13 protein-coding genes are annotated in these 16,221 nt (G+C 65.0%); 8 read left to right on the forward strand and 5 right to left on the reverse strand.

Annotated features, from left to right (window positions below; all coding sequences use genetic code 11):
- The first annotated feature begins 23 nt into the window (after positions 1 to 23).
- Positions 24 to 1,709, forward strand: coding sequence for an ABC transporter permease (locus tag OSH10_RS07015; RefSeq protein WP_266330923.1), 1,686 nt, complete (start codon positions 24 to 26; stop codon positions 1,707 to 1,709).
- Here the strand turns inward: OSH10_RS07015 and OSH10_RS07020 are convergent.
- Positions 1,706 to 3,382: a thiamine pyrophosphate-binding protein gene (locus OSH10_RS07020; RefSeq protein ID WP_266330924.1), complete on the reverse strand. Its 1,677-nt coding sequence runs from the start codon at positions 3,380 to 3,382 to the stop codon at positions 1,706 to 1,708. The two genes, OSH10_RS07015 and OSH10_RS07020, sit on opposite strands and share 4 nt — an antisense overlap.
- Here OSH10_RS07020 and OSH10_RS07025 point away from each other — a divergent pair.
- Both OSH10_RS07025 and OSH10_RS07030 read left to right on the forward strand, forming a co-directional pair.
- Positions 3,347 to 4,456, forward strand: coding sequence for a hypothetical protein (locus tag OSH10_RS07025; protein ID WP_266330925.1), 1,110 nt, complete (start codon positions 3,347 to 3,349; stop codon positions 4,454 to 4,456). The genes OSH10_RS07020 and OSH10_RS07025 overlap by 36 nt on opposite strands.
- A 106-nt stretch (positions 4,457 to 4,562) precedes the next feature.
- Positions 4,563 to 4,886: a twin-arginine translocation signal domain-containing protein gene (locus OSH10_RS07030; RefSeq protein ID WP_266330926.1), complete on the forward strand. Its 324-nt coding sequence runs from the start codon at positions 4,563 to 4,565 to the stop codon at positions 4,884 to 4,886.
- Between the two features lie 73 nt (positions 4,887 to 4,959).
- Here OSH10_RS07030 and OSH10_RS07035 read toward each other — a convergent pair whose 3' ends face one another.
- The gene (locus tag OSH10_RS07035; protein WP_266330928.1) at positions 4,960 to 7,398 is read right to left on the reverse strand and encodes a beta-mannosidase; all 2,439 of its coding nucleotides are present in this window, start codon (positions 7,396 to 7,398) and stop codon (positions 4,960 to 4,962) included.
- Positions 7,399 to 7,606: 208 nt separating this feature from the next.
- Between OSH10_RS07035 and tal the strand changes: the two genes are divergently transcribed.
- From tal to OSH10_RS07060, 5 genes are all read left to right on the forward strand, one after another.
- A complete protein-coding gene (gene tal, locus OSH10_RS07040; RefSeq protein WP_266330929.1) occupies positions 7,607 to 8,578 on the forward strand; it encodes a transaldolase in 972 nt (323 codons plus the stop codon).
- Positions 8,579 to 8,823: 245 nt separating this feature from the next.
- On the forward strand, positions 8,824 to 10,752 hold the full coding sequence (locus tag OSH10_RS07045; RefSeq protein WP_266330930.1) for a glycoside hydrolase family 127 protein: 1,929 nt from the start codon (positions 8,824 to 8,826) through the stop codon (positions 10,750 to 10,752).
- Between the two features lie 83 nt (positions 10,753 to 10,835).
- The gene (locus tag OSH10_RS07050) at positions 10,836 to 12,080 is read left to right on the forward strand and encodes an NAD(P)/FAD-dependent oxidoreductase (protein WP_266330931.1); all 1,245 of its coding nucleotides are present in this window, start codon (positions 10,836 to 10,838) and stop codon (positions 12,078 to 12,080) included.
- A 2-nt stretch (positions 12,081 to 12,082) separates the two neighbouring features.
- Positions 12,083 to 13,099, forward strand: coding sequence for a 4-hydroxyproline epimerase (locus tag OSH10_RS07055; protein WP_266330932.1), 1,017 nt, complete (start codon positions 12,083 to 12,085; stop codon positions 13,097 to 13,099).
- Between the two features lie 108 nt (positions 13,100 to 13,207).
- Positions 13,208 to 14,239 carry an NAD(P)-dependent alcohol dehydrogenase gene (locus OSH10_RS07060; protein ID WP_266330933.1) on the forward strand — a complete coding sequence of 344 codons (1,032 nt, stop codon included), beginning with the start codon at positions 13,208 to 13,210 and terminating at the stop codon, positions 14,237 to 14,239.
- A gap of 129 nt (positions 14,240 to 14,368) precedes the next feature.
- Here OSH10_RS07060 and OSH10_RS07065 read toward each other — a convergent pair whose 3' ends face one another.
- From OSH10_RS07065 to OSH10_RS07075, 3 genes are all read right to left on the reverse strand, one after another.
- On the reverse strand, positions 14,369 to 14,737 hold the full coding sequence (locus tag OSH10_RS07065) for a PRC-barrel domain-containing protein (protein WP_266330934.1): 369 nt from the start codon (positions 14,735 to 14,737) through the stop codon (positions 14,369 to 14,371).
- A gap of 79 nt (positions 14,738 to 14,816) precedes the next feature.
- On the reverse strand, positions 14,817 to 15,263 hold the full coding sequence (locus OSH10_RS07070; protein ID WP_266330935.1) for a MaoC family dehydratase: 447 nt from the start codon (positions 15,261 to 15,263) through the stop codon (positions 14,817 to 14,819).
- Between the two features lie 202 nt (positions 15,264 to 15,465).
- Entirely contained in the window at positions 15,466 to 16,200 is a 735-nt protein-coding gene (locus OSH10_RS07075) for an SDR family oxidoreductase (protein WP_266330936.1), read from the reverse strand.
- Between the last annotated feature and the right edge of the window lie 21 nt (positions 16,201 to 16,221).

Here is a 16,221-nt window from a genome sequence, read left to right on the forward strand (position 1 = left end):
TCATGCCCCGGAAGCCCCGGGGCATGAGCGATTCCGTTCACCCCGCGGCGTCGATGCCGGCAGCGCCCGCTCGCTCGGATCGAGCCTGGGTCATCGGCTCGGCTCTGGTTGCCCTTCTGGCCCTGGCGCCGATCGGCGGTCTTGTCTTCTTCGCCTCGCGCGGCTCCGGCGAGCTATGGCCGCATCTGATCGCCAATGTCCTGCCGGTCGCCGCGCGCACCACAGCGCTCCTGCTTCTCGGCGTAGGCGTTCTGGTCACCATTCTCGGCATCGGAACCGCCTGGCTGGTAACGGCCTATCGCTTTCCCGGTCGTCGGCTTTTCGAATGGGCGCTGCTGCTGCCACTTTCGGTGCCGAGCTATGTCATGGCATTTGCCTATCTCGACGTGGTGCACCCGGTCGGCCCGCTGCAGACGGGCCTTCGTCATCTCCTCGGCATCAGTGACCCGCGCGGCCTGCCGTTTCCCGAGATCCGGTCGCTCGGCGGCGCGATCCTGCTGCTCGGCCTGATCCTCTACCCCTATGTCTATCTTCCGGTTCGGGCGCTGTTCGTCATGCAGTCGGCCTCGATGCTGGAAGCCTCGCGCACGCTGGGCGCCGGCCGCTTCCGCGCCTTTCGCACCGTTGCCCTGCCATTGGCGCGCCCGGCGGTGGCGGTCGGCGTCAGCCTGGCGCTGATGGAGGCGCTGAACGATATCGGCGCGTCGGAATTCCTCGGTGTCCGCACGCTAACGGTCGCGATCTACACCACCTGGGTGACGCGCTCGTCGATCGAAGGCGCCGCGCAGATCGCGCTCGTCATGCTGGCGATCGTCTTCGCGCTGGTGCTGCTCGAACGGCTCGGCCGGCGTGGCATGAACTATTCGGGACCTCGCGGCAGCACGCCGGCGATGGCGCAGACGCTTTCGGGCGTCTCGGCGTTGGTGGCGACCGTGGCCTGTGCGCTGCCGATCCTGCTCGGCTTCGCGGTGCCGGCCAGCTATCTCGTCGTCTCGGCCGCGCGACGCATCCGGCTGAGCGGATTGCCGACCGATCTCTGGGTCTGGACCGGAAACAGCGTCTTCTTCGCCGCCATCGCCTCGATCCTCACGCTCGCCATCGGGCTGTTTCTCGCCACCGCCGGCCGCATGTCGCGCCGAAAATCGCTGCATGGCATGATCCGCCTCTCCGGCATCGGCTATGCGATCCCCGGCACCGTACTGGCAGTCGGCCTGCTGGTGCCGATCGCCGGCCTCGACAACTGGATCGCCGATGCGGTGAAGAGCGTCTGGGGCCGTTCGCCGGGGTTGATCCTGATGAGTTCGGGCGCGGCGCTGGTGCTGGCCTATTGCTTGCGTTTCCAGGCGATCGCGATCGGCGGCATCGAAGCCGGCTTCACCCGCATCGCGCCCTCGATCGACATGGCGGCGCGTAGTCTCGGCGCTGGCACAGCCCGGATCTCCGGCGGCATCCACATGCCGCTGCTGTCGCCGGCGCTCGCCGCGGCCGGCCTGCTGGTCTTCGTCGATTGCATGAAGGAATTGCCGGCGACGCTGCTGCTGCGCCCCTTCAATTTCGAGACACTGGCGACCCATGTTTATGGCGAGGCAGCGCGCGGCACCTACGAGGATGGCGCGGTGGCGGCGCTGGTCATCGTCCTCGTCGGCATGCTGCCGGTCGCGCTCCTGGCCCGCGCCGGAACGCGCGAGCGGCGAAGGCCGGCGGGTTAGCCCTTCAGGCTCTTGCCCTTGATCTCGTCGATGGTCGAGGAGGGAGAGATTGCCTGCGGGTCGACCTTCACATGCAGGATGGCGGGACGGCCGCTCGTCCGGGCGCGTTCGAAGGCCGGCCAGAAATCTTCGGTCCGCTCCACCGTCTCGCCATGGCCCCCATAGGCGCGGGCAAGGGCGGCGAAATCCGGATTGACGAGTTTCGTCGCCTCGATCCGGTCGGGGTAGCTGCGCTCCTGATGCGCGCGGATGGTGCCATACATGCCGTTATCGACGACGATGACCAGGATCGCCGCGCCCTCCTGCACCGCGGTGCCGAATTCGTTGCTGGTCATCTGGAAGCAGCCGTCGCCGGCAAAGGCGATCACGGCGCGTTCGGGATAGCGCAGCTTGGCGGCGACGGCCGCCGGCAGGCCATAACCCATCGAGCCGGAGGTGGGCGCGAGCTGCGTCTTCGATCCGCGGAAGCGGTGATAGCGATGCACCCAATTGGCGTAGTTGCCGGCGCCGTTGGTGAGGATCGCGTCCTTGTCGAGATGGTCCCGAAGCGTCCGCATCACGGCGCCCATCTCGACGCCGCCGACATTGCGCGGCTTCGGGTCGGACCAGGCGCGATAGGATTCGTTGGCGGCGCGCGTTTCGGCGCTCCAGGGGATGGTGGCCGGGGGATGCACCGCCTCGAGCTGGGCGGCAAAGCCGTTCGGCGTCGCATTGATGGCGAGCGCCGGGCGATAGACGCGGCCGAGTTCGTCCGATCCGCCATGCACGTGCACCAGCGTCTGCTGCGGCTGCGGGATGTCGAGCAGCGTGTAGCCGGAGGAGGGCATCTCGCTCATCCGGCCGCCAACCAGGATGAGCAGGTCGGCTTCCTTCACCCGCCTGGCGAGCGCCGGGTTTATCGCGATCCCGACTTCGCCGGCGAAATTCGGGTGCTCGTGGTCGAACAGGCCCTGCCGACGCAGCGAGACGCCGACCGGGAGGTCGAAGCGCTCGGTAAAGCGCTGCATCGAGGCGATCGCCGCGTCGCTCCAGCGCGAGCCGCCCAGCACCAGCAGCGGCCGTTGGGCTTTCCAGAGCATCTTCTGTAACTGCGCGGTCTGGGTCAGGCCGGGATAGGTCTCGATCGGCTCGGACGCGCCGACGGAGGCGACGGCGGACTTCTCGCGCAGCATGTCCTCCGGCAATGCCAGCACGACAGGACCGGGCCGGCCGGAGGTCGCGACGTGGAAGGCGCGGGAGAGGAATTCCGGGATGCGCTCGGCTTCGTCGATCTCGGCCACCCATTTGACCACGTCGCCGAACATCGCCCGGTAGTCGATCTCCTGGAACGCCTCGCGCTCGCGCATCGAACGGCCCACCTGGCCGACGAAGAGGATCATTGGCGACGAGTCCTGCATGGCGACATGCAGGCCGGCAGCGGCGTTTGTCGCTCCAGGTCCGCGCGTGACGAAGCAGATGCCGGGCTTGCCGGCCAGCTTGCCCCAGGCTTCGGCCATCATCGCCGCGCCGCCCTCATGCCGCGCCACGGTCACGGGAATCTGCGAATCATGCAGCGCGTCGAGAACGGCCAGATAGCTCTCGCCGGGAACGCAGAAGACGCGTTCGACGCCATTGGCCTCCAGCGCCTCGACAATGAGTTGGCCACCGGTGCGGGACGGAAGGGCGTCGGGCATGCAGGAGATCCTTGCGAGAGGCGGGTCCATTCGATCGTCCGGGCCGAACCGGGGATCGCGAAAGAGGGGATGGTGGCATCAACTTCTGTTCGGCGAAAGCCGGTGTCGCTAGACTGGTGTCACGGGGCCATTCTAGGGACGGAAAAATTGCGCAGCGGATCAATTCTCTGGAAGACAGGCCTTGCTGGTATGGCGATGGCGGCCCTGATCACGGTCTCGTCGACGGCGCTTTTCGCGCAATCCGAGGGCGAGGACGACAAGCCGCTTTTTCCGACGACCGAGCTGGCCGAGGGCGCGAAGGACGCGACCATCACCGATTCCGGCATCACGGCGCGCATTTTCCAGGAGCGGCGGCCGGAGATCGACCCGGACGACGATGTTCCGGTCCTGCAGGTAAGCGTCGGCGGCAAGATGGTGCTGGAACATGTCGGCACCGCCTCGGGCATGGCCGTGCCGACGATAAGCGCGTCGATCGTCGACATCGACCCCACCAACAAGAGCAAGGAAGTCTATTTCAGCAGCTATACCGGCGGCGCGCATTGCTGTTCGGAAGTCGTGGTCGCGACCGAAACCGACAAGGGCTGGGTCGCAGTCCCGATCGGCTCGTTCGACGGCGATGGTGATTACCTTCAGGACCTCAACGACGACGGCGAGGCCGAGATCGTCACGGTCGACAACGCCTTCCTCTACACATTCGACTGCTATGCCTGCAGCGCCGCGCCGCTCGTCATCAAGTCCGTGCGCGATGGCAAGATGGTGGACGTCACCACAGAGCCGCGTTTCGCCAAGGCCCATCGCGAATGGCTGCGCCAGTTGGAGAACGATTCCGATCCGGTGGAGCGCTGGAAGTCGCCCGGCTTTCTTGCCGGCTGGGTGGCAGCCAGCATTCGTGCGGGCGAGGGTGAAACGGCATTCAAGCAGTTGCGGAAGCACTGGAACCTGGCTGCTGATCCCGGCGAGGAGGCCTGCGTCACCGGAGGCGAAATCGAGAGCTGCGCGGCAAAGGATCGGAGAATCCTGAAGTTTCCGGAGCGCCTGAAGCTCTTCCTCGACCATAACGGCTACCGCTTCTGATTTTTTTCATTCACGGGCAACGGAAGCCCCTCGCTGGCGCGTTGAAGCCTATGCGGGTGGCTTCGGACGCGTTCGCGCGTCCTCAATCTTGATGGGATGGAAGACAATGCTTTCTCGACGTTCTCTGTTGACCGGATTGCTGGCTGCCGCCGTCGCAGCACCTTTGGCATCGGTGGCCCCCGGTGAGGCTGAGGCGCAGCAGTGGGGTCCCAATCCCAATCGCCGGCCGCCGCCGCCGCGTCGCGAGCGCGTTCCCCCGCCGCGTCGCGGCTATGTCTGGGTGCCCGGGCACTGGCAGTGGCGCCGCGGTCGCTATGTTTGGATGAGCGGTGGCTGGGTCCCGGCGCGTCCGGGCTATCGCTATCGTCGGCCGGACTGGGTTTGGCGCGGCGGCCGCTGGGTCTATGCTCCCGGCGGCTGGTACCGCTAGGCTTCAACAATCGACGGGAAACGGCGCGGATCCTTCCGCGCCGTTTTTTCATCGGCGTGACTCGGGGACGCGCTCAGCGATAGGTCGCGCCCAGATGATGCACCGTGAGGTCGGCTGCCTTCGGCAAGGCATAACCGGCTTCTGGCTTGAAGGTGACGATGCGGGGTTCTCCCGGCAGAAGCAGGAAGCTGGCGTCGTCGAAATGGCCGGGAATGCCCTCCGCCTCGGCGCGAACGTGGAACGCCGGCGCATCGGCCGAAAGCAGGAAGCGTCCCGCTCCCGCGTCCTGGACCGAGACCGTGGTCTCGGGCAGCTCGAAGCGCTTGGGCACATCCGGGAAAACCACGATCTGGCGCTCCGGCGACGCGACGCCGTCGACGATGGCGTCGATGACGTAGAATCGATCCTGGCCGATCGGCGCCGGGATCGCCATGACTTCGACCGCGCGGTCGGGCGGAATGCTGTCCTTGGCATGGCGCTCGGCAATCAGCGTGCCGTCGAGATCGAAACTGCGCAGCCGCGTTTCCAGCGCTACCGGCTCGTGCAGGTCGTTGATGGCGCGGATGGTGAGCTTGCCGTCAATCATGCGGGCGGCCAGCGCGACCGGCGCGAAGAAGCGCTTGGCGTGGTAGTGCAGCGTCTTCCAGGCCAGCGAATGGTCGATCGACGACCACGAAACGGCCGGCCACACATCGTTCAATTGCCAGTACAGCGCGCCCATCGAGTGCGGCTTGAGGCTGCGCCAGTAGCGGACCGCCGTCTCGATCGCCATCGCCTGCTGCAATTGCGACAGGTAGACGAAGCTCTCGAAGCCGGAGGGCACCCGGAAGTAACGCGCCATCGTGTCGATGATGCGCGAATTGCCGGCGCCGTCGCGCTGGTGGAATTCCATCACCGGCGAGGTGGCGTTCCAGTTCTCGCGGCCGCCGGCAAAGGCGCGGATGCCGGTCATGGATGGAAAGGACTGGAAGCCGAATTCGGAGCAGAAGCGTGGCTGCACGGTGTAATAGTGCTCGAAGTTCTTGTTCGAGTGCCAGACGTCCCAGAAATGCAGGTCGCCCGAGCGGTCGTCGTGCCAGGCGTCGCCATAGTCCATATCGCCATTACAGGGCGAGGACGGCCAGAAACGGCGGTCCGGATCGGTATCCTGTACCGCCTTGTCGATCACCCGGTTGAAACGGTCGTAATTGACGAGATAGCGGTCCCGGTTGTTGCGCGAGATCTCGAACCAGTTGAGCGAGCCGATCACCTCGTTGTCGCCGCACCAGATGGCGATCGATGGTCGGCTGGAGAGGCGCTTGATCTGGTAACGCAGCTCGGCGTCGATCTCGGTCAGGAAATCCGGCGTCGAGGGATATTGCGAGCAGGAGAACATCATGTCCTGCCAGATCAGCAGGCCGAGACGGTCGCAGGCGTCGTAGAAGGCGTCGAATTCGTAGAAGCCGCCGCCCCAGAGCCGGACCATGTTCATATTGGCCTCGACGGCCGCTGAAAGCAGCGCTTCGATCCGATCCGGCGTGATTGCGGCGGGCAGGGAATCGGCCGGGATCCAGTTGGCGCCCTTGGCGAAGATGTCGACGCCATTGACGCGGAAGAACATCGAGGCGCCAACCTCATCCTTCTGGGTCACCACTTCGAGCGTGCGGAAACCGATATGGCGACGAACCGTGTCGCCGGGGATCGTGACCACCGCCTCATATAGCGGCTGCGCGCCATGGCCGGCCGGCCACCAGAGATCCGGGCTCTCGATGTCGAGCGCCAGGGACGCCTTGCCGCCGTGCTGGTCCGATACCTTGGCCTCGGCATGGACGGTCTTGCCGGCGAGCTCGAAGGTCACGGGGACTGTCATGTCGGCTTGCGCCAGCAACTCGATCTCGGCGATCGCCGTCACCGTGCCGTCGCCATGATGACGCTGGCGGATCTGCACCGATTCGATGCGCGCGGTCTCGTAGAAATGCAGGGTCGGCTCGGCGTAGATGCCTGTCACCATCAGGCAAGGTCCCCAGTCCCAGCCGCCATGGCATTGCGCCTTGCGGATCATGTTGAGGTCGGGAACCCGGTTGTTCGAGACGCTCCACGGGATGGGGAAGGGCTGCTTCCTGGCGCGCTCGATCGCCTCCGCGCCGGCCGGCGAAAAGCGGATGCGCAGTTCGTTGGTGCCGGGCTTCAGAGCCTCGCTCACGTCGATGCGATGGCGGATGAAGCTGGAGCCGAGTTTCGCAATCGGCCGGCCGTTCAGGAATAGCTCGGCGAAAGTGTCGACAAATTCGAGCTCCAGCACGGCCCAGCGGTCGGACAGTTGCGACGCCGCCACCTCGAAGTCGTGCACGATCTCCCAGACAGCCTCGCCCACCCACTGCATGTCGGCCTCATTGGTGCCGACATAGGGCGAGCCGATCCTTTCCTGCGCCATCAGCGCCGAATGCACATCGCCGGGAATGGGGCAGGGGCCCTGCAGGACGCCTTTGTCATCCAGAAGCTGCCAGGCTCCGGCAAGGGAGAGTTTCGACATCAGCGCGTTTCCTCAATGCGATGCGGGTCTTTGCCGGCGAGCGTCGCGGCTAATGGGCGGGATTGCAACGCCGGACCGTGCGGAAGCGCGCTTCGTGGACCGTTTTCGGCCTGCGAAGATATTTTCGCGCTTCCATTTGCTCGCCGGGATGATCATATGCCTCGTACAAGCGCGCGAAGGCGCGGCAGCCAGACTGGAGGAGTGTCGGATGACCTCGAAACTTGATCAGCTCAAATCCATGACCGTGGTCGTTGCAGACACTGGCGATCTGGACGCTATCAAGACTTATCGTCCGGTGGATTGCACGACCAATCCCTCGCTCGTTCTGAAGGCCGCCGAATTGCCGGCCTACAAGGACGTCATCGAGAGCGCGATCGCCTGGGGCCGCAAGCAGGGCGGCACGCAGGACGCCATCGCCGCGCATGTCGGCGATCGCCTGGCCGTCGCCTTCGGCGCCGAAATGTCGAAGCTCGTGCCAGGCCGCATCTCGACTGAAGTGGACGCCGACCTGTCGTTCGACGTCGAGGCTTCCGTCAAGCGCGCGAGAGAGATCATCGCCGCCTATGATGCGCTGGGCGTTCCGCGTGAAAAGATCCTGGTCAAGCTCGCATCGACCTGGGAGGGCATTCGCGCCGCCGCCATCCTTCAGAAGGAAGGCATCGATTGCAACCTGACGCTGCTGTTCTCGCTCGCTCAGGCCGCCGCCTGCGCCGAGGCTGGCGTGTTCCTGATTTCGCCCTTCGTCGGCCGTATCCTCGACTGGCATGTCAAGGCCTCGGGCAAGACGTTCGAGCCGGAAGAAGATCCGGGCGTCCTCTCGGTTCGCCAGATCTACAGCTACTACAAGCAGCGCGGCATCGAGACGGTCGTCATGGGCGCATCGTTCCGTTCGACCGGCGAGATCGAGGCGCTGGCCGGCTGTGACCGTCTGACCATCGCCCCGGCCCTGCTCGAGAAGCTGGCCGCCGACAATGGCACGCTGGTGCGCAAGCTCGACGCGAACAATACTGGCGAGAAGATTCCGACGGTCGCCTCGGACGAGAAGAGCTTCCGCTGGGCGATGAACGAAGACCAGATGGCAACCGAGAAGCTCTCGGAAGGCATCCGCCTGTTTGCCAAGGACCTTCGCGCGCTCCGCACGCTGATCGCCAAGCGCCTGGAAACCGGCGTTCCCGCCTGATCAGTTCGGTTTGAGACAAGAGGCCGGCTATTCCTCGGGGTAGCCGGCCTTTTCTGTTTCAGAGGCGGATCCCGGGCTTGTCACGCCGCGGCCGAAATCCCGGATAATTTTTGCGTGCAGTCTGTCGACAAATCAGCCAAGTTGCTTTGGACGAATTGAGCAAAGGTTTTCTCAAACGCTTTGGCCGGCAAAAGCCGGGCCGACGCGGTTCGTCACCAACGCTCAATCGCGCATGGAAACGCCCGATGTCGAAGCCTGAAACGACCCCTTTCCGCCGCCTCAAGCCCGTGCCGCACACGCGTGTCACCTTCACCGAGGGCTTCTGGGCAGACCGCATGCGCGTCAACCGCGAGACGACGATCCCGACACAGTTCCAGCGCTTGGAGGAGGAGGGTTTCATCGAGGTGCTGGACGTCGACCAGCCGCCCAGACCGCTCGTCCGGCCGATCAATGAGTACGGCCTGTCGATGCAGATGTTCTTCGATTCCGATTTCGGCAAATGGATCGAGGCGGCGAGCTTCAGCCTGGCCACCCATCCCGCCCCCGACATCGAGGCGAAGATCGATTTCCTGGTCGAGAAGCTCGACCACGCACAACTGGCCGATGGCTACCTGAACAGCTGGTTCATCCGCCGGGCACCGGAGAAGCGCTGGACCAATCTTCGCGATTGGCACGAGATGTACTCGATGGGCCATCTCGTGGAGGGTGCCGTCGCCTACTTCGAGGCGACGGGAAAGCGCCGTTTCCTCGATGTGATGATCCGCTGCGTCGATCACATCGCCAGTGTGTTCGGCCGCGAGCCCGGCAAGCGGCGGGGCTATGACGCGCATGAAGAAATCGAGCTGGCACTGGTCAAGCTCTATCGCGCCACGGGGGAGAGCCGTTTTCTCGATCTCGCGCGCTATTTCATCGACGAGCGCGGCGCGCAGAATCCCCATTATTTTGACGAGGAAGTGAAGGAATTTCCCGGCGGCAAGCCGTTCAATTTCGGCACCTACGAATACAGCCAGTCGCACAAGCCGGTGCGCGAGCAGGATGAGGTCGTGGGCCACGCCGTCCGGGCCATGTACCTCTACAGCGCCATGGCCGACCTCGCCGCTGAAGACGGCGACGCCAGCCTCAAGGCAGCGCTCGACAAGCTCTGGCGGCATCTGACCAGCCGCCAGCTCTATGTCACCGGCGGGATGGGGCCGGCGGTCGAGAACGAGGGATTCACCCGTTCCTTCGACCTGCCGAACGAGACCGCCTATGCGGAGACCTGCGCCGCCGTCTCGCTGGTGTTCTGGGGACATCGCATGGCGGCGATCGACCTCGACGGCCGCTTCGCCGATCACATGGAACTGGTTCTGCACAATGGCGCGCTGTCCGGCGTGTCACTGGGCGGAGATCAGTATTTCTACGAGAATCCGCTGGAAAGCCATGGTCAGCATCGGCGCTGGCGCTGGCACTATTGCCCCTGCTGCCCGACCAATGTCGCCCGCCTCGTTGCTTCGCTCGGCGGCTATGTCGCCAGCCATGATGACGAGAACATCGCCGTCCATCTCTATGGCGCCTCGACCATCGACATGGTGGTCGCGGGCCGGGCGCTGCGGCTGACGCAGGCGACCGCGTACCCGTGGGATGGCGACATACGCCTGTCGGTCGAGGCGGGTGACCCGGTGCCGGCAACCCTCTGGCTGCGCATTCCCGGCTGGTGCCGCAGTGCGACGGCCAGCGTCAATGGCGCTCCGGTCGATGTCGGGGCAGGCACGATAAAGGGCTATCTCGGCATCCGACGCGTATGGGCAACGGGCGATGAGATCCGCCTCACGCTCGAGATGCCGATCGAAGCGCTGCATGCCCATCCCGATGTCGGCATGGATGCCGACCGCGTCGCGCTCAAGCGAGGACCGGTGCTCTATTGCGTCGAGGAGGCCGACAATGCCGCGCCGCCGCAGCATATGCGACTTGCGACCGGCGAGGCGAAAGCTGCTTACCAGCCGGACGTGCTCGGTGGCGTCGTGACGCTCAACGTGCCGGCCACGATCGACCAGACCGGCGACTGGCAGGACACGCTCTATCGGCGCGAGCCGGCCGAGAGCGTTCCCGGCACCATCACCGCCATTCCTTATTTCGCGTGGGCCAATCGTGAGCCCGGCGGGATGCTGGTCTGGCTGCGCGACGGGCGGCGATAGCGCCCTGCGAAAGGATCGCAAGCCGTGCTATGGATCGCTGCCATCAGCAAATCGGCTCGCCACGCGCAGCCTGGGGAGAACGCATGCGCGTAGGCATCATCGGGTCGGGTGTCATCGGAGTCGCCATCGCCCATGCATTGCTGGATGAGGGCCACCTCGTCGATCTGATCGATCGCGAGGGGATCGCGGCGGGAACGTCTGCGGGCAATGCCGGCTGGATCGCGCATCTCGACATCCTGCCGCTTGCCTCGCCCAAGGCCTGGCGCAACCTGCCGCGCTGGGCGCTTGATCCGCTCGGGCCGCTGGCGATCCGGCCTTCCTATCTGCCGGCGCTGACGCCCTGGCTCGCCCGCTTCATCAGCGCCAGCCGCCCCGCTCGCATCGAGGCATCGACGCTGGCCATCGCCGCCTTGAATGGAAGGGCCCTGCCAGCCTGGCGGACGCGGCTGGAGGCCGTTGGCCTCACGCATCACCTGCGCGAAAAGGGCCTGCTCTCGGTCTGGGCCGACGAGCGCGGCTTTCGCGCCGCGCAGCCGCTGTTCGAGCGCCAGCGCAGGCTCGGCATCGTCGTCGAGACGCTGGATGCGGCGGCGCTCCGGAACCTGGAACCGGCCTTCGGCCCGCGCGCCGCCGCAGGGGCGCTCTATCCCGCAGGCTGTCATGTCTCCGATCCGCTCGACTTCACCCGCGCGCTTGCCCAGACCGCGATCGAACGCGGCGCCGAAGTTCGCAAGTTTGAGGTCGTCGATGTCCCAGCGGGCGGGGACCTGGTCACGATCCGCACCGCGTTCGACACCCTGGCGCAATACGACCGTATCGTCATCGCGACCGGCGCCTGGTCGAAGCCGCTCGCCGCGTCGCTTGGAGATAAGGTGCCGCTCGATACCGAGCGCGGATACAACGTCACGCTGCCCTCGGGCCGGCTGGGGCTGACCCGCCCGGTGATGTTCGAGGGGGAGGGCTTCGTCACCACGCCGCTCGACGGCGGCGACCGCGTCGGCGGCAGCGTCGAGTTCGCCGGGCTCGAAGCGGCTCCCAACTTCAAGCGCGTCGACGCCATTCTGGGCAAGCTGCAGCGTTTCCTGCCCGAAGCGGAGCTTTCCGGCGGCACGCGCTGGATGGGCTTCCGCCCGTCAACGCCGGATTCGCTGCCCGTCATCGGCCGCGCCTGCCGCGATCCGCGCATTGTCTATGCCTTTGGCCATGCCCATCATGGCTTGACCCAGGCCGCCGCGACGGCTGAGCTCGTCGCCAGCCTGATCGCCGACCGGCGGCCCGATATCGACATCGCCCCCTATTCTCCCGAGCGCTTCGCAAAGAGGTTCTGAGCATGGCTCGCCATACCTTCGTCTGCATCGATGGCCATACCTGCGGCAATCCGGTCCGTGTCGTCACGGGCGGCTCGATCCCGGTGCTGAAGGGCGCCACTATGTTCGACAAGCGCCAGCATTTCCTGGCCGAATTCGACTGGATCCGGAAGTCGCTCTGCTTCGAGCCGCGCGGCCACGACATGATGTCGGGCTCGATCCTCTATCCGCCGTCGAGCGACGATTACGACGTTGCGATCCTGTTCATCGAGACCTCGGGCTGCCTGCCGATGTGCGGCCATGGCACCATCGGCACGGTGACGACGATCATCGAGCACGGTCTCGTTACCCCCAAAACGCCCGGTCTGCTGCGGCTGGAAACGCCGGCCGGTCTCGTCGAGGCGCGCTATATCCAGAACGGCCCCTATGTCGACAGCGTCACACTCACCAATGTGCCGTCCTTCCTGCTCGGGCGCGGCTATGAGGTCGAGGTTGACGGCATCGGCGCGCTGACCGTCGACGTCGCCTATGGCGGCAATTTCTACGCGATCGTGGAGCCGCAGCCGAATTATGCGGACCTGTCGGATCTGGAGCCGTCCGATATCGTCCGCCTCTCGCCAAAGCTGCGGACGGCCTTCAACGCGCGGCACAGCATCGTGCATCCGGAAAACCCGGCGCTGAACAAGCTCACCCATGTGTTGTGGACCGGCAAGCCGAAGAATCCGGGCTCGTCCGGCCGCAACGCCGTGTTCTATGGCGACAAGGCCATCGATCGCTCGCCCTGCGGCACCGGCACGTCAGCCCGCGTCGCGCAGCTGTTCGCCACGGGCAGGCTGCGGGAGGGCGAGGCCTTCGTACACGAGAGCATCATCGGCTCGACCTTCACGGGCCGCGTCGCCCGCCAGACCACGGTCGGCGGCAAGCCGGCGATCATTCCGACGATCGAGGGCTGGGCGCGGGTGACGGGCTACAACACCATCTTCGTCGATGACCGGGACCCGTTCTGGGCCGGCTTTCAGGTGGTCGACGGCGAAGGCTAGCCGTGCGCGAATTGCAAAGAAGTGTGATGTCCGCGACATCGCACTCGTAGCGGGAAGGGCGCCGCTTCGCTAAAACGACTATCCCGACGCCAATCTGGATCCGCTGCCATGCGTGCCCTCGTTCTCGAAGAAAAGCTCAAGCTCTCGCTCCGCGACATCGACCTGCCGCTCGAGGTCGGTCCGCGCGATGTTCGCATCGCCATCCACACGGTCGGCGTCTGCGGCTCGGATGTGCACTACTACACCCATGGCGCGATCGGCCCGTTCATCGTCAAGGAGCCGATGGTGCTGGGCCACGAGGCCTCCGGTACCGTTCTCGAGATCGGCTCCGAGGTGAAGAACCTCAAGGTCGGCGACCGCGTCTGCATGGAGCCGGGCGTTCCCGACCTGAATTCCAAGGCTTCCAAGCTCGGCATCTACAATGTCGATCCGAGCGTCACCTTCTGGGCGACGCCGCCGGTGCATGGCTGCCTGACGCCGCAGGTCGTGTTCCCCGCCGCCTTTACTTACAAGCTGCCTGACAACGTCTCCTTCGCGGAGGGTGCTATGGTCGAGCCTTTCGCCATCGGCATGCAGGCGGCGACCAAGGCGAAGATCGTCCCCGGCGACACAGCGCTGGTGATCGGCGCCGGCCCGATCGGCATCATGGTGGCGCTGGCGGCGCTCGCCGGTGGTTGCAGCCGCGTCTATATCTCCGATCTCGTGAATGAGAAGCTGGCCATCGCCGGCCAATATGACGGCGTGATCCCGGTCAACATCCGCGAGCATGACTTGAAGGCGAAGATCGCCGAGGAGACGGAGAATTGGGGCGTCGACATCGTGTTCGAGGCTTCGGGTAGCCCGCGCGCCTATGACGGCATCTTCAACTACGTCCGTCCCGGCGGCTGCATCGTTTTTGTCGGGCTGCCGGTCGAGCCGATCGCGCTCGATATCGTCTCGGCCTCCGCCAAGGAAGTCCGGATGGAAACCGTGTTCCGCTACGCCAACGTGTTCGATCGCGCCCTGGCGCTGATCGCGTCCGGCAAGGTCGATCTGGCGCCGCTGATCACCGGCACTTACGATTTCGAAGAGTCGATCGCTGCCTTCGAGCGCGCTGCCTCCGCCAACCCGAACGACGTGAAGCTGCAGATCACGCTGTAGCTTGGTGGAAAGGGCGCTGTGCCTTCACCTCTCCCTCAGGGTGAGTTGAAGAAGGAGTTCGCTATTCGAAACTGAAAAAGGCCCCGGATCGCTCCGGGGCCTTTTTGTATTCCGGCTTAAGGGGCCGGATTACATCATCCAGTAGGGGGGCATGCCGTAGTAGTCATGCACCTTCTTCTCATAGTCGCGGTCGCCCCAGGCGGGTTCATCGCCCTCATCATAGGCGGGGCCACCTTCCAGCTGTTCCTTGGTGAGGCCGACCACGTAGCCGCCCTGCGTCGTGTCATACTTCAAGGTATTCCACGGCAGCGGGTGGTATTTCTCGCCGAGGCCAAGGAATCCGCCGAAAGACATGATGGCATAGGCCACTCGGCCGCTCTGCTTGTCGATCATAACGTCATGAATATCGCCAAGACGGTCGCCCTGCGTATTGTAGACGGCGGTGCCGTCGACCTTCGTAGCGCCGATCAGGGAGTTGGTGGTGTGAATCTGTTCCATCTCGTTCCTCCATGTTTGCATGTCCATGGTGGTAAAACGTCGATGGAAGAGCTTGGTTCCGATAAATCGAGGCCTCGGATCAGGCAGCGCGCTTCGCCACGAGATAGATGTGCTCGCAGGCAAGAACCGTCTCGCCGGTCTGTTTGGTGACGGTCACCAACTCAGACACGATACCGTGCGTCGCTCGCTTCGGGTGATCGCGCTTCTCGGTGATCTTCGCTTCGACGGTGATCGTGTCGTCGATGAAGACGGGCTTCACGAACCGAACCTTGTCATAGCCATAGGACATGGCGTGCGGGTTGATCGTCGTTGCCGTCATGCCGACCGCGACCGAGAGGATCAGCGTGCCGTGGGCGACGCGCTGCTTGAAATCCTGCGTCGCGCACCATTCGGCGTCCATATGGTGCGGGAAGAAGTCGCCCGTCTGGCCGGCATGCAGCACGATATCGGTCTCGGTGATCGTCCGCCCCATCGTGCGGCGGCTGAAGCCGATTTCGTAGTCTTCGAAGAACTGCTCGACGATCATGGTGTTTCTCTTGCGGTATACGCGGCGCCTGTACGGGCAAAGCTCCGTCATCCCGGGCGAAGACCCGGGATCCATGCAGCCGGAGCGAGTGACGTAAAGGCTCCGGCTGGATGGATCCCCGCTTGCGCGGGGATGACGGCGGAGGGGCGTTGGCCGTGAGGATGCCCTGCCGCCGTCGTGTAGCGTGAAGGACTTGCTGGTCCTAGTTGACCCAGCCGCCGTCGATGATGTGCATCTGGCCGGTGGTGTAGGTCGCGGTCGCCAAATAGATGGCGAGGTCTGCGATCTCGCTCGGCTGGCCGATGCGGCCGATCGGCTGGCGGGCGATGAAGGCCTTGCGGGCGGCTTCGTAGTCACCCTGGTCGCGCAGACGCTGCTGCAGCGACGGGCTTTCGACCGTGCCGGGGCAAATGCCGTTGCAGCGGATGCCCTTGGCGACGTAATCGGCGGCGACCGACTTGGTCAGGCCGACGGTGGCTGCCTTGGTCACGCCATAGGCGAAGCGGTTCGGCACGCCCTTGATCGAGCCGGCGACCGAGCAGATGTTGACGATCGAGCCGTCCTTCTGCGCCAGCATGCCCGGCAGGGCAGCGGAAATCGTGCGCCACATCGACTTGACGTTCAGGTCGTAGGCGAAATCGAGATCGGTCTCGGTGGCCTCTTCCAGCGTGCCGGCATGGACGATGCCCGCGCAGTTGAACAGCACGTCGATCGTGCCGATCTCGGCGATCAGCGCCTTCACGTCGTCATTGGACAGCACGTTCAGCTTGCGCGTCGTGATGTTCTCGACGCCGCTGAGTTCGGCGAGCGCCGTCTCGTTGATGTCGGTCGCCCAGACGATGGCGCCTTCGGCCGCTGCCTGCTCCGCGATCGCCCGTCCGATACCCTGTGCCGCTGCCGTGACCAGCGCGACCTTGCCTGCGAGCTTGCCGCCCATTGTCGTCCGTCCCTTTGGTTC

This window comes from Kaistia defluvii (assembly GCF_026343955.1).
GTDB classification, from domain to species: domain Bacteria; phylum Pseudomonadota; class Alphaproteobacteria; order Rhizobiales; family Kaistiaceae; genus Kaistia; species Kaistia defluvii.

Coding starts and splice junctions, on each gene's coding strand:
- OSH10_RS07015 (WP_266330923.1), top strand. CDS start 24: ATGAGCGATTCCGTTCACCCCGCGGCGTCGATGCCGGCAGCGCCCGCT.
- OSH10_RS07020 (WP_266330924.1), bottom strand. CDS start 3,382: ATGCCCGACGCCCTTCCGTCCCGCACCGGTGGCCAACTCATTGTCGAG.
- OSH10_RS07030 (WP_266330926.1), top strand. CDS start 4,563: ATGCTTTCTCGACGTTCTCTGTTGACCGGATTGCTGGCTGCCGCCGTC.
- OSH10_RS07035 (WP_266330928.1), bottom strand. CDS start 7,398: ATGTCGAAACTCTCCCTTGCCGGAGCCTGGCAGCTTCTGGATGACAAA.
- tal (WP_266330929.1), top strand. CDS start 7,607: ATGACCTCGAAACTTGATCAGCTCAAATCCATGACCGTGGTCGTTGCA.
- OSH10_RS07045 (WP_266330930.1), top strand. CDS start 8,824: ATGTCGAAGCCTGAAACGACCCCTTTCCGCCGCCTCAAGCCCGTGCCG.
- OSH10_RS07050 (WP_266330931.1), top strand. CDS start 10,836: ATGCGCGTAGGCATCATCGGGTCGGGTGTCATCGGAGTCGCCATCGCC.
- OSH10_RS07055 (WP_266330932.1), top strand. CDS start 12,083: ATGGCTCGCCATACCTTCGTCTGCATCGATGGCCATACCTGCGGCAAT.
- OSH10_RS07060 (WP_266330933.1), top strand. CDS start 13,208: ATGCGTGCCCTCGTTCTCGAAGAAAAGCTCAAGCTCTCGCTCCGCGAC.
- OSH10_RS07065 (WP_266330934.1), bottom strand. CDS start 14,737: ATGGAACAGATTCACACCACCAACTCCCTGATCGGCGCTACGAAGGTC.
- OSH10_RS07070 (WP_266330935.1), bottom strand. CDS start 15,263: ATGATCGTCGAGCAGTTCTTCGAAGACTACGAAATCGGCTTCAGCCGC.
- OSH10_RS07075 (WP_266330936.1), bottom strand. CDS start 16,200: ATGGGCGGCAAGCTCGCAGGCAAGGTCGCGCTGGTCACGGCAGCGGCA.